Annotated in this window: 17 protein-coding genes; 4 read left to right on the forward strand and 13 right to left on the reverse strand. The window is 39.1% G+C overall.

What is annotated here, in order from left to right:
* Positions 1–140: 140 nt before the first annotated feature.
* The 9 genes from B3C94_RS12235 to B3C94_RS12275 form a co-directional block, all read right to left on the reverse strand.
* Positions 141–935, reverse strand: coding sequence for a (Fe-S)-binding protein (locus tag B3C94_RS12235; protein ID WP_293904209.1), 795 nt, complete (start codon positions 933–935; stop codon positions 141–143).
* 7 nt (positions 936–942) lie between these two features.
* Complete coding sequence (locus tag B3C94_RS12240; RefSeq protein ID WP_293903995.1) at positions 943–2,241, reverse strand: 4Fe-4S dicluster domain-containing protein; 1,299 nt, start codon at positions 2,239–2,241, stop codon at positions 943–945.
* 191 nt (positions 2,242–2,432) lie between these two features.
* Positions 2,433–3,107: a TetR/AcrR family transcriptional regulator gene (locus B3C94_RS12245; RefSeq protein ID WP_293903997.1), complete on the reverse strand. Its 675-nt coding sequence runs from the start codon at positions 3,105–3,107 to the stop codon at positions 2,433–2,435.
* Positions 3,108–3,469: 362 nt separating this feature from the next.
* Complete coding sequence (locus tag B3C94_RS12250; RefSeq protein ID WP_293903999.1) at positions 3,470–4,039, reverse strand: OmpH family outer membrane protein; 570 nt, start codon at positions 4,037–4,039, stop codon at positions 3,470–3,472.
* A 103-nt stretch (positions 4,040–4,142) separates the two neighbouring features.
* On the reverse strand, positions 4,143–4,676 hold the full coding sequence (locus B3C94_RS12255; protein WP_293904001.1) for an OmpH family outer membrane protein: 534 nt from the start codon (positions 4,674–4,676) through the stop codon (positions 4,143–4,145).
* A gap of 414 nt (positions 4,677–5,090) precedes the next feature.
* Entirely contained in the window at positions 5,091–7,655 is a 2,565-nt protein-coding gene (bamA, locus tag B3C94_RS12260; protein WP_293904003.1) for an outer membrane protein assembly factor BamA, read from the reverse strand.
* A gap of 113 nt (positions 7,656–7,768) precedes the next feature.
* Complete coding sequence (locus B3C94_RS12265) at positions 7,769–8,506, reverse strand: isoprenyl transferase (RefSeq protein ID WP_293904005.1); 738 nt, start codon at positions 8,504–8,506, stop codon at positions 7,769–7,771.
* A gap of 312 nt (positions 8,507–8,818) precedes the next feature.
* Positions 8,819–9,703: an NAD kinase gene (locus B3C94_RS12270; RefSeq protein WP_293904007.1), complete on the reverse strand. Its 885-nt coding sequence runs from the start codon at positions 9,701–9,703 to the stop codon at positions 8,819–8,821.
* Between the two features lie 49 nt (positions 9,704–9,752).
* The gene (locus tag B3C94_RS12275; protein WP_293904009.1) at positions 9,753–10,415 is read right to left on the reverse strand and encodes a CBS domain-containing protein; all 663 of its coding nucleotides are present in this window, start codon (positions 10,413–10,415) and stop codon (positions 9,753–9,755) included.
* 218 nt (positions 10,416–10,633) lie between these two features.
* On the opposite strand from B3C94_RS12275, the gene B3C94_RS12280 reads away from it, so the two are divergent.
* Together B3C94_RS12280 and B3C94_RS12285 are read left to right on the forward strand one after the other, a co-directional pair.
* Positions 10,634–11,503 carry a 1-acyl-sn-glycerol-3-phosphate acyltransferase gene (locus tag B3C94_RS12280; protein ID WP_293904011.1) on the forward strand — a complete coding sequence of 290 codons (870 nt, stop codon included), beginning with the start codon at positions 10,634–10,636 and terminating at the stop codon, positions 11,501–11,503.
* A gap of 5 nt (positions 11,504–11,508) precedes the next feature.
* Complete coding sequence (locus B3C94_RS12285) at positions 11,509–12,468, forward strand: GNAT family N-acetyltransferase (RefSeq protein ID WP_293904013.1); 960 nt, start codon at positions 11,509–11,511, stop codon at positions 12,466–12,468.
* Positions 12,469–12,534: 66 nt separating this feature from the next.
* On the opposite strand, the gene B3C94_RS12290 is transcribed toward B3C94_RS12285, so the two are convergent.
* Genes B3C94_RS12290 through B3C94_RS12300 form a run of 3 tightly spaced genes read right to left on the reverse strand, consistent with a single transcriptional unit; the run spans position 12,535 to position 16,390 of the window.
* On the reverse strand, positions 12,535–13,275 hold the full coding sequence (locus B3C94_RS12290; RefSeq protein ID WP_293904015.1) for an MIP/aquaporin family protein: 741 nt from the start codon (positions 13,273–13,275) through the stop codon (positions 12,535–12,537).
* 9 nt (positions 13,276–13,284) lie between these two features.
* Positions 13,285–14,784 (reverse strand): glycerol kinase GlpK, encoded by a 1,500-nt coding sequence (gene glpK, locus B3C94_RS12295; protein WP_293904017.1) that lies wholly within the window; start codon positions 14,782–14,784, stop codon positions 13,285–13,287.
* A 28-nt stretch (positions 14,785–14,812) separates the two neighbouring features.
* Positions 14,813–16,390, reverse strand: a complete 1,578-nt coding sequence (locus tag B3C94_RS12300) for a glycerol-3-phosphate dehydrogenase/oxidase (RefSeq protein WP_293904019.1) — start codon at positions 16,388–16,390, stop codon at positions 14,813–14,815.
* Positions 16,391–16,847: 457 nt separating this feature from the next.
* Between B3C94_RS12300 and B3C94_RS12305 the strand changes: the two genes are divergently transcribed.
* Complete coding sequence (locus B3C94_RS12305; protein WP_293904021.1) at positions 16,848–17,354, forward strand: thioredoxin family protein; 507 nt, start codon at positions 16,848–16,850, stop codon at positions 17,352–17,354.
* A gap of 342 nt (positions 17,355–17,696) precedes the next feature.
* Here B3C94_RS12305 and B3C94_RS12310 read toward each other — a convergent pair whose 3' ends face one another.
* Positions 17,697–19,088: an arginine decarboxylase gene (locus B3C94_RS12310; RefSeq protein ID WP_121123983.1), complete on the reverse strand. Its 1,392-nt coding sequence runs from the start codon at positions 19,086–19,088 to the stop codon at positions 17,697–17,699.
* Positions 19,089–19,196: 108 nt separating this feature from the next.
* Here B3C94_RS12310 and argS point away from each other — a divergent pair, with 108 nt between their 5' ends.
* Entirely contained in the window at positions 19,197–20,981 is a 1,785-nt protein-coding gene (gene argS, locus B3C94_RS12315) for an arginine--tRNA ligase (protein WP_293904023.1), read from the forward strand.
* The last annotated feature ends 1 nt before the right edge of the window (position 20,982 follow it).

A 20,982-nucleotide genomic window follows, 5' to 3' on the forward strand; every position in this document is an offset into this window, starting at 1 on the left:
CTTTCGATTCGGGGAATCCCCTATATTATAACCGGCTTGGGGATTCCCTTAATTTAATCGTGGACAGGAGATATTCTTCTCCTTACACAAAAGGCCCGATCGTACGATCGGGCCTCTTCTATATAGTGCAGTAACGTATTTTACAACTGATTTGCCCGGGCTGTGATTTCGGCAATATCGAGCACTTCAATTTCAGCTTCCTTTTCTTTAATCTTTACGCCATCTTTTAACATCGTCATACAGAAAGGACAAGCTGCAGCAACAACTTGAGGCTGGGCATCGATGACTTCTTCGATGCGTTCGATATTGATGTCTTTTAGGCCAGGCTCTGGTTCTTTGAACATTTGTCCACCCCCAGCTCCACAGCATAGACCGTTACTCTTGCAGCGTTTCAATTCAATCAATTGGGCATCTAAGCTCTCCAATACTTTTCTGGGCGCCTCGTACACTTCATTTGCCCGGCCAAGATAACAGGGATCATGATAGGTGATTTTTTTTCCTTTGAACACATTGTTATCAGCCGGTTTTAATTTCCCTTCATCGATCAGGTTTTGGATCAGTTGTGTGTGATGAATGACTTCATAGTTGCCTCCCAGTGATGGGTACTCATTTTTTAGTGTATTGAAACAATGCGGACAAGCAGTGACTATTTTTTTGATTTCGTAACCATTGAGCACTTCAATGTTCATCATGGCCTGCATTTGAAATAAAAATTCATTGCCACTTCTTTTGGCAGGATCACCGGTACAGCTTTCTTCTGTGCCTAAGATGGCATATTTTAAACCGACATGTTGCAATATTCGGCATATATCACGCGTAATTTTCTGTGCGCGTTCGTCAAAACTTCCTGCACAGCCTACCCAAAATAGTATATCAGGAGTTTCTCCTTTAGCCAACAGTTCTGCGACTGTGGGAACGTTTAATTCATTTTCCATCATAAAACTATTGTTGCTGAGTCCAGTTGGCACGATCCATTTGCGCATATTTCCATGGGGCACCATTGTTCTCAATATTTCCAAACATATTGTTAATGCTCGCAGGAGCTTGGGATTCTTCCATGACAGCAAAGCGGCGAAGTTCAATAATAATATCCAGTGGATTAATATTGACCGGACATTGTTCGACGCACGCATTACAGCTTGTACAGGCCCATAACTCTTCGCGGCTGATATAAGTGTCAATTAGCGATTTTCCGTCATCCTGAAAGCTGCCATTTGTTTTGATATTAATTCCGACTTCAGTCAACCGATCCCGTGTATCCATCATGATTTTTCGCGGGGACAGCAGCTTTCCTGTCATATTTGCAGGGCAGGATGATGTACATCGCCCACATTCGGTACATGTATACGCATCCAATAAGCTTTTCCATGTTAAATCGTGGACATCTTTGGCTCCAAAACGTGCATTTGCGTCTGCTGGAGGAGGAGTGAAGCTTGGATCAAGCATGGCCTTAACCTCATTGGTCACAGCCGGCATATTGGACAATTTGCCTTTAGCATTCAAATGGGAGAAATAGGTATTCGGAAAAGCCAAAATAATATGAAGATGCTTAGAGTAGGGCAGGTAATTCAAGAAAGCAAGTACGCCGAGGATGTGAAACCACCAACAAAATCGCTCTATCAAAAACAAGGTCTCTGTTGAAGTCGGTAGATAGGGAAGAAGATAGTGGCTTACCGGAAAGGAACCGACTGACTTAAAATGCTCAAAACCATAAAGCTGTAATTTAAGATCAGATGCGTTCATGAAGAGGAAAGCCGACATGAGCAGAATCTCTGTGATTAAAATAATATTTGCATCCGTCTTGGGCCAATGTTTCAGTTCCACACTATTTAAACGAGCTACTTTCGCAATATTTCTTCGGACTAAGAAGATGATACAAGATACGAGTACACCAAGCGCAAGCCATTCAAATGCACCGATCAGAAAATTATAAAAACTTCCTAGAAATGAAAAGATACGATGTGTACCAAAAAGTCCATCGATGACAATTTCCAACATTTCAATGTTGATGATGACAAATCCAAGGTACACAAATAAATGCAGGACCGCCGGGAAAATTCGCTTGAACATTTTCTTTTGTCCAAAAGCGACAAGGAGCATCATTTTCCATCGCTCTGCAGAGCTATCCGAACGATCTGCTGGTCTGCCCAGCTTGATATTACGATAAATCTGTTGCGCATTTTTGCTAAAAAGAAATAATGCTACAGCGAAACAAACCGCAAATATTAGTTGACCTATCATATGCTTGGATCTTGGTTATAAACAAATATACTATATTATTTTGTTATGCTAACATAGTAAAAATAAATCAAAAACTAAGCCATAGGTGTTAAATTATTGGAAATTTTATAGGGCTTTAATTCCCAGAATGAAAAACGTCCAAGAAGAGATTATTCTTTCTTGGACGTTTGCTTTATCAAAATACAGCGGGCTTAGAGCTGAACATCAGAAAATGTCTGTTCTAAGATTTTGCGCATTGTTTTTTGGATCCGTTCTTTTCCGGCTTCTGTATTTACATCAATGCCACAAAAGGTAGTTCCTGTCGATTTCGCCTGTAGACTTAAGTAGTAGATGGAACTTACTAAGATGGCTAATGTTGCCCGAAGATCGTTTTCGGAGTTTTCGAACTTCGAATCGACGTGTTTAAACAATTCTTCGCCTAACATTTCCCGTCTGTCAGCGATATTTTTAAGCGCCTTAGTCTTTTCGCCTAGGCCCCAGTGAATGACTTTTTGCTTCGTTTTATCTTTCAAAAAGGTGTTGAATTGAGATTTGAGCAATTCTTCTATCAAGGGGATGCTGATCGAACTCGGGTTTGTGACCATTTGCTCTAATACGCCCTTGTCTCCGATTTGCCAAAAATCTTTTTGTGTGAGGTATGCTTCCACCAGTTGGTCGAGACCGCCAAAATAATTCCATATCAGTGCTTTGTTCAGCCCACATTCCAAAGCAATATTAGGTCCGTTCAATGCTTGGTATCCCTTTTTCTGAATTACCTTTCCGACAGCGGCAATCATTCGTGCCTTGGTGCGTTCCTTGTCACGGATAGGACCGGAAGTTACCTTTCTTTCTTTTTTAGGATTATCCTCAATTACTTTCTTTTTCATGTGAATAAAATCATTTTAACGACGAAGCTTTCCTGAGCACCTCAATTCGCCAAGTAATGAACAAATTTGGGACCATGAAGTTTTCATTAGGGTAGATATGTTTGTTTTTCCCAACCAATATCTAAAAATTAGCTGGTAAATGCAAGAAAATCAAGTCGCAGATTTTTATTTGCGGTATAATTTGACTCATCCGATAAGCTTTTTAGTTTGCCTTATACTTTTCATTGTAGGTAGGGGAATTAATTGAGAGAATCAATGGTGCATCCTGAATGGAATTCCGACTTAGCTCCTAAAAATGGAGCGCAATAAAAAAGGGATTATCCGTATGGATAATCCCTTTTTTAAAAACGTTAAATTTCAGCTTATTTTCTTGCTGGAGCAGCAGCAGGAGCAGCTGTAGCTGAAATACCTAATTTCGTTTTAACAGCAGCAGTTAAATCTTCTCCGCCTTGGAAATAAGGAATATTTGTGCTTGAAATATCAAATACATATGCCATACCTTTTTCTTTGGAAACAGCATTTACTGCTTCACCAACTTTTCTATGGATAGGCGCAATTAATTCTTCTTCTTTTTTACCTAATTCATCTTGCGCTGCTTGTTGTGCAGTTTGGATGCGAGCTTGGATATCCTGTAGCTCTTGACCTATTTTGTTGATTTCTGGATCAACAGTTTCTTTATTCGCTTCACTTCTGTTACGCAATTTATCGTTTGCATCTTTTTGTTTTGTTTGATAAATGGTAACCATATCTTGAATTTCTTTGGTTTTACCATCACTCAATGTCTTCAATTGCCCTTCAGCTGTTTTAAATTCAGAAGTAGACTGAATTATTTCAGCAAAATTGATATGACCAATCTTTTGTTGAGCATTTGCGAATTGAGTTGAGAAAAATACTGCCACTAAAGCAACCGCACCCTTTAATAAATTTTTCATGCTTTTCATTTTAATCTAATGAGCCATCTTTATGGCAATCTTTTAGTTTTCTAATTAATTACTATTATTACTATTTGTGTTCACAATGATAATAAACTCCAGCTTAGTTTGCAAGACTAGGGTTAGGTTTATATCCTAATTTTGTAATGATATCATTACTTTTATTCAATTTTGGATTGGCATAAAGAAAAGTTGATTCATTACCCTTGTCCATAATAAAATCAATCCCCTGTGCAGAAGCAACGTCTTGAATTGCTTTTGCTACACGATCTTGAATAGGCTTCATCAATTGTGTACGTCTTTTGAAGAGGTCACCCTCAAATCCAAACTTTTGTTTTTGATAGTCTTTTACTTCTTTTTCCCTTGTTACGATCTCATCCTCACGACGGCGGCGCATATCTTCGTTTAATAATACCTGATCTTTTTGATAAGCCTGATATAGTTTTTCGATCTCTGCATATTTCTGATCCACTTCTTCTTGCCATTGCTTAGACAGGTCATCTAACTGTTTCTGTGCAGTCGTATATTCAGGAATATGTTTTAGGATATATTCTGAATCAGCATATGCAAGTTGTTGGGCAAATGTCGCTGTAGCACTCACGACTACAAAAGCTATAACTAACAATATTTTTTTCATATTTCCTGTAAGTTTTTATAGACTATACTTTTTATTATTTAACACTAATTTACCTTATGACATGAGATAAACCCAAAAGTTTAATCTGGGAAAACCGCTTTACGTAAATTTACGGCTCAAAAATAAGAAAAAAGAAGCAATCTAGCAGATATTTCTCCGGTTTAACACTATTTAACTTGTTGTCGAATCTAGCTTCGATAATTCTTCGAATCTTGTCTATGACTTTCTTTTTTCGGTAATAATAGTAGCTGAATATAAGGAAATTTATCAGATATTCAGATGAAATTACGTTAATCCGATAGGATTTAAATGCGGGTTGGCAGTGTGGATAGGAGTTAGAAATAGCCCTAACATAAAAAAGCTATCGCAATTGCTTGCGATAGCTTTTTTATGTTATAGGGTTGGATTAAAAGATTAAAATCCGCCCATATTTTGCATGATACTAAATGTGAAGTTTTGCTTCCATGTACTGCTCGGTAAACCTGGGATAGGGTCGAAAGCGTGACCGTAATCTATACCTAGCATACCAAAGATAGGTAAGAAGATACGGGCACCGACACCTGCCGAACGACGTACTTTAAATGGATTGTATTCGGTGAACTTGTTCCAGGTATTTGCAGCCTCAGCGAAAGCCAATACGTATACAGTCGCCTGATCATTTAACATAACCGGGTGACGTAGTTCCATTTGATATTTGGTATAGATTGGGCTACCAGAATTTCGGGCCACATTTACATTTTGTGTTCCCTCAGGAATGATTACACCATTTGCATATCCACGTAATGCAACAATTTCAGATCCTTGTAAGTAATCAAACCCTTGCATACCATCCCCACCGACTTTGAAACGTTCGAAAGTTGATATTTCAGTTTTGCTGGAGTATTTACCCAAGAAACCAAATTGAGCCTGTGCTTTGAAAACTAGTTTACCCACAATTTTTGCATACCATTGGGAATCAAATTTCCATTTATGATATTCTGTCCAACGGTAGCGCTCCTGAGCTGAACCATTTTTATAATCAATGTTGTTGAACAATGAATATGGAGGTGTCAATTGCACCGAGAATTTGATGTTTGAGCCCGAAGTAGGGTAGATCGGGGCATCGATCGAATTACGGCTAAACTCCTGCGTCAAGTTGATGTTATAGGCTGTACCATTATCAAATAAGAAGTAATTTCCATAATTCTGTAGCTTATAACGTTGAAATGACAGGGAAGTATTGGCCTGGAACCAGTTGTCTGGCCATTGCAAACGTTTACCTAAAGTAGCAGTAATACCTGTCATCCAGATACGATTTAACTCTGAATCCTTCACAATTTGTTCTCCGGTATAGTAGTTAAATCCACCATACGACGAGCTCGACGTATAGGCACTTAAACCAAAGTAAATCGGTTTTTTACCACCCAACCAAGGTTCGGAGAAAGAGAAGCTATAGGATTGATAACGTTTACCCGAAGTTTGACCACGGACACTCAATTTCTGTCCATCCCCACGTGGTAACGGTTTCCAGGAACTTTTATCAAAGAAATTACTTGTAGAGAAGTTGTTGAATGTTAAACCCAAGGTACCGATGATCTGACCGGCACCATAACCACCTGAAAGCTCGACCTGATCGGAAGGTTTTTCAGTCACGTTATAAACAATATCTACTGTACCATCTGCATAATTTAAATTTGTCGGTACAGGATTTGTTTTCTGTTCATCAAAATTTCCCAACTGTGCAATCTCACGCACACTGCGCATAATCTGTTCTTTCGAGAATTTTTGACCTGGTTTTGTATAAATAGAACGTAATACAACACGGTCGTTTGTTACATCATTTCCTTTGACGATTACGTTATTGATGGTATACTGAGCACCTTCATATACACGTAAATTCAAATCGATGGTATCGTTGTAAATGCGGGTCTGTTCAGGATCCACCGAAAAAGTCAGATAACCATCGTTCATGTAGATCGAAGAGATATCATCTGCATTCCGCCCACCTCCTAGCAATTTCGCATTTAGTTTTTCTTCCGAAAAAACATCACCGCGTTTGACACCTAAAATTTTATTTAGCAAGGTGTCTGAATATTTGGCGTTACCTGTCCATACAATATTACCTACATAATATTTAGGACCTTCATAGATGTCAAAATTAACCAGCACATTTTTTTCACCATCGCGAATAACGGTATCTTTTAAGATCGTTGCATCACGATAACCTTTGGCCGCCATTTTTTTGACTAGGTTTTCTTTACCTTCTTTATATTTTTCTTCCTTGAACTTTCCAGGACCAAAAATGCGGTACCACATTTTTTGCTTGATAGGTTTGGCCATTTTTCTCAGATCTTTTTGAGAAAAGTGCTCATTTCCTGTAAAAGTCATCTTTTTGACTCTTACTTTATGTTTCTTATCCACATCGGCAATCAATATTTCATTGTTTGCCTGTGCTGAATCTTTTACTGTTTTTAGTGTGATCTCAGGATATAAATAAGCTTTTTCTTTCAGGAACCTTTGGATTGTAGCGCGCGTGGTGTTCATCAAGTTTTCATTGACAATTTTACCCGTGTTGCTATTTAGACGTTTACGTACTTCTTCCGTTTGGCTTTTGCTTAAACCGTTGATGTCAATACGAGTTAAACGAGGACGTTCTACTACGCGGATGGTCAAAAATATATTTTCACCTTCAATTTTATCTGCCCATAATTCGACATCATCAAAGAGGCCTTGAGCCATCATATCCTTCACTACTTTTGCAGTTGCCTCACTCGGAACTTCCAAATATTGACCGACAGACAATTTAGATATTGTAATTAATACATTTTTATCTAAAAATTGTGTTCCAGTTATGTCAATAGCACTAATTACATAGTTTTTAGGATTGAGATAGCTGATTTTTTCTGGGTCATTTAAATTGAACGCACCATTTTCTTGTCCGTAGACAAGCTGCATTGATGAGAGGCCAAAAAATAGTATTACGGGTAGTATACGCTTCATTTATCTATAATTATTGGCGCTAAAGTACACCAATCGTTTGTTAATTTTTGTTAATTAAGAAAATTTAACCAGCTTGCTTTTTTTCAAATCAGTGGTCAAATTTAATAAAATCTTTACAACTGTTCACTTGTTTTTCCAAACCTTCTTTCGCGTTGCTGGTAATCGACAATGGATTTAAATAAATCTTCTTTCGTAAACTCGGGCCACATCTTATCAAGGAAGCATAATTCGGAATAGGCAATTTGCCAAAGTAGAAAGTTGCTGATTCTTAATTCTCCGCTCGTACGTATCAGCAGATCAGGGTCGGGTAGGTTCTGTGTATAGAGGTTTGCGGAGAATAACTCATCGTTAATGTCATCTGCCTGGAGCTTTCCTTCTTTTACTTGTTGGGCTAGATTGCGGGCAGCGTCCACGATTTCTTGGCGGGAACTGTAGCTCAAAGCTAAGGTTAATGTACAGTGTGTATTTTCTTTTGTTGCTTCAATGGTTTCCTGTAGTTTTTTTTGTGCATTTGACGGCAACTTACTGATATCACCGATGACATTTAAGCGTACACCATTCTCCTGGAAAGTTTTGATTTCTTTTTTAAGGGAAGTAACCAATAGCTCCATTAAAGCCATTACCTCAAGTTTTGGTCTGTTCCAGTTTTCTGCAGAAAATGCGTAAAGTGTCAGAAATTTAATATTGGCTTTTACACACCCTTCTAATGCTTCTCTTACTGCTTTCACACCATTTTGATGCCCAAAAACACGAAGTTTCCCTTTCTGTTTTGCCCAGCGGCCATTACCATCCATGATAATGGCGATATGTTGTGGCAACTTAATATTATCTATCTGATCTAAAAAACTCATTTTTGCTGTTTTCAATAAAATGAACACCTTAGCGGTAAATGCTATTTCGGCGTTTTAAAACCTACTTTTGGTTTTCTGCGTCGTTATCAATGATTGCTGTTTGTCTTAACGAACATTTCATCGATTAATTATTGCATTTGGATTTCTATTTAGGAATATTCTAATTCCATCTTCCTTTAATTCTTCCAAATATCGATTTTTAATTGGAAATACAGAAGTACAATATGTAGAAAGATTATCCGAAACATCGTGACCTGTCAGATTCTGTACTATCCTTCACACAAACTTGGTTTATGTGAGGCCATTCCTAGGCTAATAGTTTCGGACATCAATGCCCCAAAGCAATTTCTCCCTTAGTGTGCTGAAAAAGCTTTCATGGGGAAGTCTAATAAGATTAATAGTGAAAGGAGCCTGCTTAATTGTCAATTTTACTGATGTATCAATGGACTCGTTTTTGGAATCACAGCTGAGTATGTATTGATTGCTCCGGCTTTCTATTTCCAATTCAAGGGTAAACTGATTCGAGATGACGATTGGTCTAACGTTGAGGTTGTGCGGTGAAATAGGGGTAATCACAAAGTTACCGCTCTCCGGCATAATAATTGGCCCGCCGCAACTTAATGAATAAGCTGTAGATCCGGTCGGTGTAGCGATAATCAGACCATCTGCCCAGTAGGAGTTGAGCAGTTCACCATTGATGCGCGCATTGACGGTAATCATGGCCGAGCTATCATAACGAAATACAGTGATGTCATTTAGCGCATAGTGATTGCCCTGAAACAAATTAGCTTGTTCAGATTCTACAGAGAGTAACACACGCTTCTGTATACTAAAACGTTGGTTCAATATATCTTCGATCGCATCCTCAAAGTCATTTTTATTAATGGAAGCTAAAAAGCCCAGACGTCCGAAGTTTATTCCAGCAATTGGGATTCCCGAATCTTTAATGAGGGAAACAGCAGATAGCATGGTGCCATCTCCGCCCAGACTCAGCATAATGTCAATATAATCTTTAATTTCCTGGTATGTATTGTAGGTGGAGAAGTTAAAGGCACATTCGAATTGCGATATCAGAAATTCATGGAATGGATCGTACACCCAGATTTCAATATTTTTATCGACAAGATATTCAAATAAGTGTTTCACATGTGGTATAACAGAGGGCTGAAACTCTCTTCCATATATTGCGATTCTCATATTGTTTTTAATTTATTGGCGCAAAGATGAGAAAAAAAAATAATCCTAATCAAATGTTAATGTAATTCATAAGCTGTTGATAACGGTCGGCCGTGTCGTCAAATGCAGCAACAGTATTGTGGGTTTCTAGAACTAAATAATTGTGCCTTAGGAATGAATTCAGCAATGCGTTGATATTTGACTTGTCGACTTTAAGGGTAACTTCAATATGGTCACTTTCCAAATTTATTTTGGTCGCACAATTGAGGATTCTGCAATTGTCACTTTCCACAAGGTGTGCAATTTGTGAAAGCGAAAAATCATGCAATCCGATCGCGAGGACGATAATAGCCCCAGATTCATTTTGCGATTGAATCGAACTGATAGCCTTTAATATATCTAGTTGTGTAGATACGCCTAGATATTTGTTTTCTTGATCCAGCACAGGAATGATTGTACTATTATATACAGTGATCATCACTAAGGCGTCATAAGGGTGCTGATTGAATTTTAGCTGTATTGGGACTGTATTTATCTTGATGGATGAAATGGGCGCTTCAACATCTTCAGCGTCCAATAAGATGGTTTCATTGACCAAGCCAATATAATCGTCTCCATTTAAAACGACTAATTCTTTACAAAGCATATCCTGCAGCTTCTCTAGCGCTTGTTGTATTGAATCAGCATTTTGAATACTGAAATCAGCATTTGAAAGAAATTGACCTATTAGCATACTCAAACTTAATAAAAAAACTAGCTGAAAAGAAATTTTGTGGGATCAGATTTATGCTTAATTATTTGATGGTTTGTAAAGTCTAAAGAGCGGAGTTCAACAGAAAGATCACATTATTGCAAATATGTACAATTTTAAAGTTTAAAATTGTACTTTTATCAGCATTCTGTTATTATTTTTGTCAGCGAATTGGATTAGGCTTGTAATCGAGCCTAAATGTGGGAGTAGTATTTTTAATTGCAATTGTAAGATTGATGATCACAAGCGAGAGTAAAAAGTTTATTGATATACGTGAAGTTATTCACAAAAAAAATGCGGGCCTTGCCAAATGGATTCCGTCTTTTTTACTTAATTATTTAAAAAGGACTATCCATGAAGACGAGATAAATGATATTATGACGCGCTTTGCAGATCTTCAGGGGCTGGATTTTGTTGATGCTTTGATCAACGATCTGGATGTCAAGGTCAATTTGTATGGAGCAGAAAATATTCCGGTATCGGGACCAGTTATTTTTGCGTCCAATCATCCATTGGGAGGATTGGATGGTATTGCATTTATGCATGCAATAGGTAAATATAGACGCGATGTGAAATTTTTAGTCAATGATATCCTTTTAAATATAGGTAATTTGAGGCCTTTGTTTGTCGGCGTCAATAAGTTAGGTGGTCAGGGGAAGCAGGCGATCTCTGCGATTGAGGAGGCTTATGGAGCGGACGATGCCTTGTTGGTATTTCCGGCAGGCTTGGTGTCCAGAAAGCAAAATGATGGCCGCATTGAAGACCTGGAATGGAAAAAGAGTTTCATTAGTAAAGCAAAAAAATATAAAAAAGATATCATTCCGGTGTTGATTGACGGTAAAAACTCTAAGTTTTTTTATAATTTTGCAAGGCTTAGACAGAAATTAGGTCTCAAGGTAAACATTGAAATGTTATATTTACCTGATGAAATGTTTGCCCAACGCGGGCATACCGTCAATATTATAATAGGAGAAAGAATCCCTTATACAGCGTTTGATCAATCAAAAAACGAAAAAACTTGGGCTGAGGAAGTGAAAAGAAGGGTTTATGGATTGGCTCAAGAAAAATAGAATTTATGCAAGAAATTATACCTCCAGTTGATAGAGAATTATTGAAGGCCGAATTGAATAAAGAGGTCTTCTTACGATATACCAACAATGGAAATAACGAGATATACTTAATCAACTATCATAATTCGCCAAATGTCATGCGTGAAATTGGGCGCTTGCGGGAGTTGACTTTTCGTGGAGCAGGAGGAGGTACAGGACTTTCAATTGATATCGATGAAAATGACACATGCGAAGATTGTTACGACCAGTTGATCGCATGGAATCCCGAAGATGAAGAAGTGGTTGCCGGTTACCGTGTCATCAAATGTGCTGAAGCTGGTGAAGTAAATGGTGTACCCAATTTATCAACCGCACATTATTTTCAGTTTTCCGAATTGTTTACGAATGAATATCTACCTTACACGATTGAGTTGGGAAGATCTTTTGTGCAGCCCAAATACCAACCGGCTATTGACAATAGAAAAGGGATCTTTTCATTGGATAATCTTTGGGATGGTTTAGGAGCTTTGGTCATGCTGAATCCCGAAATAAAATACCTCTTTGGTAAAGTGACCATGTATCCGCATTATAATAAAGATGCACGGGATATGTTACTTTATTTTATGGACTATTATTTCCCTGACCATGATAAACTGGTGCTCCCACTTCCTGAATTGGAAATCAAGAACGATTACGAACGTTTTATTGGCGTGTTTGATGGTCTGGATTATAAAGAGGGATATAAGGTGTTGAACAGTCATGTAAGAGCATTGGGAGAGAATATTCCGCCTTTGATAAACACTTATATGAACTTGTCGCCTACCATGAAATCATTCGGGACAGCGCGTAATAATGAGTTTGGTACAGTAGAAGAAAAAGGAATATTGATTGTGATCGATGATGTATATCCTGTGAAAAAGGAACGTCATATGAATACGTTTGAGCGGGATCGTGAATACGGTCATAGAAAGCCCAAGCGAGGATAATAAACTAAAGGGGGATTCAATTTGTGAATCCCCCTTTTAGTTTTACCGTAAGAATAACTATTTCTACTAGACGGGTTTTATGCATGTATAAAGTGCAAAGGCTAAAATAGCACCTAGAATCGGTCCCACAATCGGGATCCATGCATAGGACCAGTCTGAACTTCCCTTTCCTTTGATTGGCCAAAACGCATGAAATAAGCGTGGGCCGAGATCCCGGGCAGGATTAATCGCATATCCTGTCGTACCACCCAATGATAGGCCGATGGCCCATACTAAAAATGCAACAGGTATAGCGCCAAGAGAGCCCATGCCTATTGGGGCCGCTTTTCCATCAATAGTCACATCTTGACCTGTTATAAAGAAAATAACAAAAATCAGGACAAAGGTTCCGATAATCTCACTTGCCAGATTTGTTGATGTATTTCGGATGTTGGGTATAGTAGCGAAAACGCCAAGTTTGGTGGTGGGATCCGCGGTTGCATCGAAATGGTCTTTGTGCATGATGTAGGTTAGCATGGCGCCACAGAAGCCACCAGCAATTTGAGCAAGGATATAACCTGGGACCTCCATCCAGGAAAGGCCATGATTAAGCGCGACGGCAATGGTTACCGCAGGGTTGAGATGCGCCCCCGTATAAGGGCCTGCAAATACGACACCTACATAGACTGCCAGTGCCCATGCAGTCGTGATTACAATCCATCCTCCATTTTCCCCTTTTGTGCCTTTCAAGATAACGTTGGCCACAACGCCATTACCTAAAAGAAGGAGGAGCGTTGTGCCGATAAATTCTGCTAAATAATGGTTCATGTTTATTGGTTAGTTTTCAGTCCAGTATTGTAATGCTTTGATTCCCTTGGTCCAGAGCTTTATGATCTTGTTTGTTTGCTCTTCTTGCTCGGTCTCGGGTTCAAATATACGATCCTGTGCCCAAAACTTTGATATCTCCGCTTCATCTTTCCAGAATCCTACTGCCAGCCCTGCGAGATACGCCGCGCCCAATGCGGTTGTTTCCGTGATCTTAGGGCGTACAACGTTGCTATTGAGTACATTGGCCTGGATTTGCATGAGTAGATTATTGGCTGTTGCACCGCCGTCTACACGTAATTCTTTGATCGGTATGCCGCTATCGGCTTCCATTGCCTGGAGAACATCACGAGTCTGTAGGGAGATCGCTTCTAGTGATGCGCGTGCTATATGTCCGTTGGTGGTTGCGCGCGTAAGTCCAAATAAAGTGCCTTGTGCACGTGCATTCCAGTAGGGGGCTCCCAGTCCTGCAAACGTGGGGATAAAGGTGACGCCACCGTTATCTTTTTCCGTAAGCGCCAGTTGTTCAACGTCGGCAGACTTATAGATAATGTTAAGATTGTCACGTAACCATTGGACCAATGCGCCGCCGATAAATATACTACCTTCCAATGCATATTCTGTTTTTCCATTGATTTTCCATGCAACGGTTGTTAAAAGGTTGTTCTTTGATCGGATTGGTTTATCGCCGATGTTCATTAACATAAAACATCCGGTACCGTACGTATTTTTTACCATTCCTTTTTCAATACATTGCTGTCCAAAAAGTGCGGCCTGCTGATCGCCGGCAATTCCTGCTATTTTGACTTTATGTGCAAAAATGGTCGTCCGGGATTCTCCATATATTTCGCTGCTTTCTTTTACCTGAGGAAGCATGGAAGGGGGGATGTCAAACAATTCAAGAAGTTCATTGTCCCATTCCATGCTGTGGATATTAAACAGTAAGGTGCGGGAAGCATTGGTGACGTCGGTAATGTGAGCGTCGCCGCGGGTGAGATTCCATATCAGCCAAGTGTCGATAGTTCCACAGATTAATTCTCCGTTTTGTGCTTTTTCCCGGGCACCTTCTACATGGTCCAGAATCCATTTGATTTTGGTAGCGGAAAAATAAGGGTCTAATATCAGGCCTGTTTTTTCCTGAATCATATCGTGTTTTCCGGAGCGACGTAGTTCGTCGCAATAATCTGCCGTGCGTTTATCTTGCCAAACGATGGCATTATAAATGGGTTTTCCGGTTTCTCTGTCCCAGACGACGACAGTTTCGCGTTGATTGGTTATGCCTATAGCGGCAATATTTTTACCATTTAATCCTGCCTTTGTCGTGGCTTCCGCGGTGACACCCGCCTGCGTTGACCATATTTCATGTGGATCGTGTTCGACCCATCCCGGTTGCGGGAATATCTGTGTAAATTCCTTCTGGGCAATGGAGACTATATTTCTGTCTTTATCAAAAATTATAGCTCTGGAGCTAGTTGTGCCTTGATCCATTGCCAAGATGTATTGCTGTTCCATAATTGAGTATTGCTGGTTATTTTTAGTATTATTTCAAGATATAATTTTTTGCAACTTTTTGAAAGTTTTCTATTTGATCATTTTGCCAATTTTCATCCTTACCCAGTTCCAGGGCGAGTAATCTCGCGACCTCTGGTGCTGCTTCAATTGCGGCTTTTGCGTCTAGAAAGAGCATGCGTACACGACGGGACAGCACATCTTCCACGGTTCTGGCAAGTTCATTGCGTGCTGCCCAAACAACTTCTGCTTTTTTGAATTCGAGGTGTGGTATTAATTTTTCGTTCCATTCGGGATTTTCCTGGGCTAATGCATGGATAGCTTCCTGGTCAGCGCCATAAATATAGAGGTGATTGCTTCGGTCTGATGTCGGAATGGCACTATAAATCTTTTGTGTGGCGGACCGACTTTCTTTTTGCGGTAAACAACCAATTTTTATCGCTTTGTCGATCGTATCTTGCCCCATTCGACGGAATGTTGTCCATTTTCCACCTGTTAAAGTGAGTAATTTAGAGTCGCTCACGATGACCTTGTGGCTTCGCGAGATCTCCTTGGTTTTATTGGAGTTGCCAGTAGGGGCGGCCAGCGGACGAAGGCCAGCGAATACTGCCAATGCATCTGCTCTCGTTGGCTTTTTCGTCAAGTAGCGCCCAGCAGTTTTCAAAATAAAATCGATTTCCTGTTCCAAAGCTACGGGTTCAAGGCTGTGTTCATCAATCGGGGTGTCTGTTGTTCCTGCAATGACCCGATTGTGCCAGGGGACTAGGAAAAGAACACGTCCATCATCTGTTTTTGGAATCATGATCGCATCATCTCCCGGGAGAAATGATTTGTCAAATACGAGATGGACTCCTTGGCTAGGACGTACCATTTGTTTTGCTTCCGGTCTATCCATTTTTAAGATATCATCGACAAATATGCCTGTTGCATTAATTATCGCCTTACCTTGTATCGTAAAAACTTCACCTGTTTCGGTGTCATTGGCAATCACGCCGTTAATCCGTCCGTTGCTATCTTTGGTAAGGTTGTTTACCCTCACATAATTCAGCGCAACACCCCCCATCTGTATGCAGGTCTGCGCTACATTGAGAGCAAGTCTTGAGTCGTCAAATTGCCCGTCCTGATAGACCACTCCACCATATAAACCTTTTGGTCTAACAGTGCTTATGCGGTTAAGTGTTTGTTCTTTATTGATATGGATGGATTTTCCCAGACTTAATTTACCGGCCAAAAGATCATATATTTTCATTCCAATAGTATAGAATGGACCATCGAACCAGCTGTAATTGGGTATGATAAATGATTGGTTTTTGACTAGATGCGGTGCATTTTTTTGAAGTAAACCTCTTTCATGAAGCGCTTCTTTAACCAGAGCGATATCACCCTGAGCCAAGTAGCGTACACCACCATGGACAAGCTTTGTTGCTTTGCTTGAAGTGCCTTTTGCAAAATCGACCTGCTCCAGTAAAATTGTTTTGAAACCTCGGCTTAATGCGTCTAATGCAACACCTAAACCGCTGGCACCGCCGCCTATTACGATAACATCCCACGCGCTCGTATCTTTTATTTTTTCTATCAGTTTTGACCTTTTGAATTCTTGGTGTTTCATTTTGTTTCGTTTTGGTCTTGTATGGTGAATCTTATATACTCGTTTTTTCGCTTCCTTATTACTAAGTTATGGTATATTTATTAAATTTTAAAAGAAATTAAATAATATTTATGTTAAGATATGGTGTTTGTTTTTGTTTTGTTTTGTTTTTTATTGTTTTGATTTTAATAAAAAATAAACTTTTCTGTTTTTGCCAACAGCTCCGTATGGAGTGTCAATAAGCTGTGTTTTTTTCTCCTCGCCAATAAAGAGTATTTGATAGTCGCCCCAATTTGAATACTTAAGGCAGCCTCTGTGCTGTCTGAATACATTTAACGGGTCTGTCAAAGTGTAGGCTATGGTGATTGTGGATTTTTTTTCCATGGTCAATAGCTATACATGTTTAACCATTATATGCTGCTTATGTTTTGGTTTGGGCAAATGATTTTGTAATTTTAGATTATTATTTAATTTATTTATGATGAGAAATATAAGATTATTGCTGTGCGGGGTCGTAATGTTTTTTGGAACGATAGTTTTACAGTCTAAAGCGTTCTCACAACAGACTGCTGCAACCGAGGATCTTTCAAAGCCTTATAATCCAGATGCTAATGCGCAAAATGATATTGATCAGTTATTAGTTCAGGCAAAGAAAGAAAGGAAAAATATTATAATCCAAGCTGGGGGTAACTGGTGTGTTTGGTGTTTGAGGTTCAATGATTATATCCACAAAACGGCAAGTATAGACAAGTTGTTGAAGAACCGTTTTCTCTATTATCACCTGAATTACTCAAAGGAGAATAAAAACGAGGCTGTTTTTCAGAAGTATGCTCCCGAAGGAAATAAATTAGGTTATCCATTTTTTATTGTCCTAGACAGAAACGGAAAAACATTGCATGTGCAGGAGAGTGGTAGTCTGGAAAAAGGAAAAGGCTATGATGAAGAAAAAGTACTTAATTTCTTTACAGCTTGGGTAGCGAAATAGATATTTTTGAAACCATAGTTTCTATGATATATTAAAATAGAAAAATAGCAAATAAGTAAACTGAAAGCCTCTTTTTAAGGGGCTTTCTTTGTAATACCATAAACAGCCTTTAGGTCTTGGTATAAAGTTTATCGGTGCGATTCCCGCTGACGAATATTGCTGGATATCTGGACTTGGTTTTCAAACTTAATCCCTGATATAATTAGCACGGTTAAACGCAAAATAAAAAGGTCCCGTTCCTAAGACCGGGACCTTTTTATCGTTATTTAAAAATACTTTTTTGGCAAGAATACAGGACTGCAATCGTTGCCATTTTAAGTAGTTCGTTTTTGAAGGCATATCTTATTGATACCCCAATAGTTTCATGACTTGTTTGGAGTTTTGTTCTTCACCAAATACCTCGTAATTGAATGTTTCATCTCTATTGCGGCGGACGAGTACATGTTTAGGCGAAGGCAATAAGCAGTGATGGATTCCTCCATATCCGCTCAGTACATCTTGATAGGCTCCTGTATGAAAGAATCCCAAGTATTGTACCTTACGTGTCTTCGGCATAAATACTGAATTCATGTGTGCCTCCTGATTATAATAATCCTGGCCATCGCAAGTAATCCCGCCTAAATTGACACGCTCATATTCAGAGTCCCAGTTATTGATCGGTAATAGAATGTATTTTTGATTCAATGCCCATACATCCGGTAAATTCGTAATAAATGAACCATCAATCATAAACCAGCGCTCACGGTCATTCTGTTGTTTGCGGCCGAGTACTTTGTACAGAATACCTGATGCTTCAGCAACGGTATATTTGCCGAATTCGGTAATAATATCTGGTTCCATCACCTCGTGGTGCGCACAGATTTGTTTGATCCGGTTGACAATTTCATTGACCATGTATTCGTAGTCAAAGTCGTGTACCAGCGAATCCTTAAACGGCATACCGCCACCGATATCCAGGGTATCTAAGTCTGGGTTTACTTTCTTGAATTTACAGTACAATGTAACATATTTCTCCAGTTCATTCCAGTAGTACGGAGTATCTGAGATACCTGAATTGATGAAAAAGTGAAGCAGCTTGACTTTAAAGTTTGGATTGTCAACGATTTTGTTGTTATAGAAGTCAATGACGTCTTCCTGACGGATTCCTAAACGAGATGTATAGAATTGAGAGTCTGGCTGCTCTTCGGAAGCAACGCGGATCCCTAAAGCACAAGGCTCATCCAACTCGATTTCATCATCATAAAGGTTAAACTCTTCTTTGTTGTCCAGTACCGGTATAATGTTCGTATACCCGTCATGGATCATATCTACAATATACTGTTTATACTGGTAGGTTTTGAACCCATTACAGATGACTGTAATGTCTTTTGTTACTGTTCCCTGTCTTTCCAATGAATCGATCATCGGCATGTCAAATGCAGAGGAAGTTTCCAGGTGGATATCATTTTTCAAGGCCTCTTCTACGATGTGCTTGAAATGGGATGATTTGGTACAATAACAATATTTGTAAGATCCGCGATAGTTATGTTTCAGAATTGCGGTCTGAAAAAGGATTTTCGCTTGCTGAATTTTTTTGCTGACGATAGGCAAATAGGTAAAACGTAACGGCGTACCGTACGTTTCTATCATTTCCATTAAATTCAAATCGTGAAAATACAATTCGTCGTCGATGATTTCGAATCCGTCTTGCGGAAAACCAACACTTAAGTCAAGAAATTCCTGATAGCTCTGCATTTTTTATTATTTTTGCAAAGATATACTTTAATGGTGAATACCTAAATAAGGAATGTTATTTATTTCCAATTCACTATCAGGAAGTTGTAAAAATTACAAAATCATTAAATGGCAAATTCTATTCAAAAGCGACTTGTTGAAGTCACTGTACAGGCAGTAAAAGAGCTTTACAATGCAGATATTTTAGAAAATCAAATTGCTTTACAAGCTACCCGAAAGGAGTTTGAAGGACAAATTACGATCGTAACTTTTCCGGTAACGCGCTTTTCGAAATCTTCTCCGGAACAGACTGGAAAAGAAATTGGTACATATTTGCAACAGCATATTGCTGAGATATCGGATTTCAATGTGATCAAAGGCTTTTTGAATATTGTTCTTTCTGATGCTTACTGGATCACTTTACTAAACCAAACGATAACTGCGAAGGACTTTGGTGTATTTCCTGCGAATGGAAAGAAATTGATGGTTGAATACTCTTCTCCAAATACGAATAAACCGTTGCATTTAGGTCACATTCGTAATAACTTATTAGGCTATTCTGTCGCTGAAATTCTGAAAGCTTACGGTTATGAAGTTATCAAAGCAAATTTGGTGAACGACCGTGGTATTCATATCTGCAAGTCTATGTTAGCCTGGCAAAAATTTGGTGCAGGTGAAACACCCGAATCTACGGGTATGAAAGGAGACCATCTTGTTGGAAAATATTATGTGGTCTTTGATAAAGAGTACAAGAAAGAAATTGAAGGCTTAAAAGCTGAAGGTCAAACCGAAGAGGAAGCAAAGAAAAATGCGCCTTTAATGAAGGAAGCACAAGCGATGCTGCAACAATGGGAAGCCGGTAATGAAGAAGTGATCTCGCTTTGGAAAACCATGAACAGCTGGGTATATGCTGGATTTGAAAAAACCTATAAGCAATTGGGGGTCAATTTTGATAAATATTACTATGAATCCAATACGTATTTATTGGGTAAAGATATTATCCAAGAGGGTTTAGATAGTGGCGTTTTCTTTAAAAAAGACGATAACTCGGTTTGGATTGACCTAACGGAGGAGGGATTAGACCAGAAACTTGTGCTGCGAGGTGATGGTACTTCTGTCTATATTACGCAAGATTTAGGGACAGCTCAATTGAAGTACGATGAATTCCAAATGAATGAATCTATTTATGTGGTGGGTAACGAACAGGATTACCATTTCAAGGTATTGTTCTTGATTTTGAAGAAATTGGGTAAAACTTGGGCCGACGGTTTGTTCCATTTGTCTTATGGAATGGTTGATCTGCCATCGGGTAAAATGAAATCGCGTGAGGGAACTGTTGTTGACGCAGATGATTTGATGGCTGAAATGCTGAAAACTGCACAAGAACGTACCGAAGAGCTTGGCAAGACGGAAGGATTAGATGAAGAATCCAAAGCGGCTCTTTATGACACGATTGGAATGGGGGCGCTTAAATATTTTCTATTGAAGGTAGATCCTAAAAAACGCCTCTTGTTTGATCCAAATGAATCTGTCGATTTTCAGGGGCATACAGGGCCATTTATACAATACACACACGCGCGTATTAAATCTGTCTTAAGTAAAGCTGATTTTGATTTTAACAGCGCTGTGTCTGTGCCTGCGACGATCTCTTCCTATGAACGTGATTTAATTCAGCAGCTAGGCGCTTTTCCGGAGATTATTGAGGCATCTGCACAGGAGTTCAGTCCTGCACAACTGGCAAATTATATTTATGAAGTAGCGAAATTCTACAATAAATTCTATCATGAGGAAACGATATTGAAAGCGGAAGATCCTGATGTGAAAAACTTTAGGTTGCACCTTTCAGCCTCTGCAGCAAAGGTTATTGCTAAAGGAATGAACTTATTGGGAATTCGTGTACCCGAAAGAATGTAAT

This window comes from Sphingobacterium sp. UBA5670 (assembly GCF_002420705.1).
GTDB lineage: Bacteria > Bacteroidota > Bacteroidia > Sphingobacteriales > Sphingobacteriaceae > Sphingobacterium.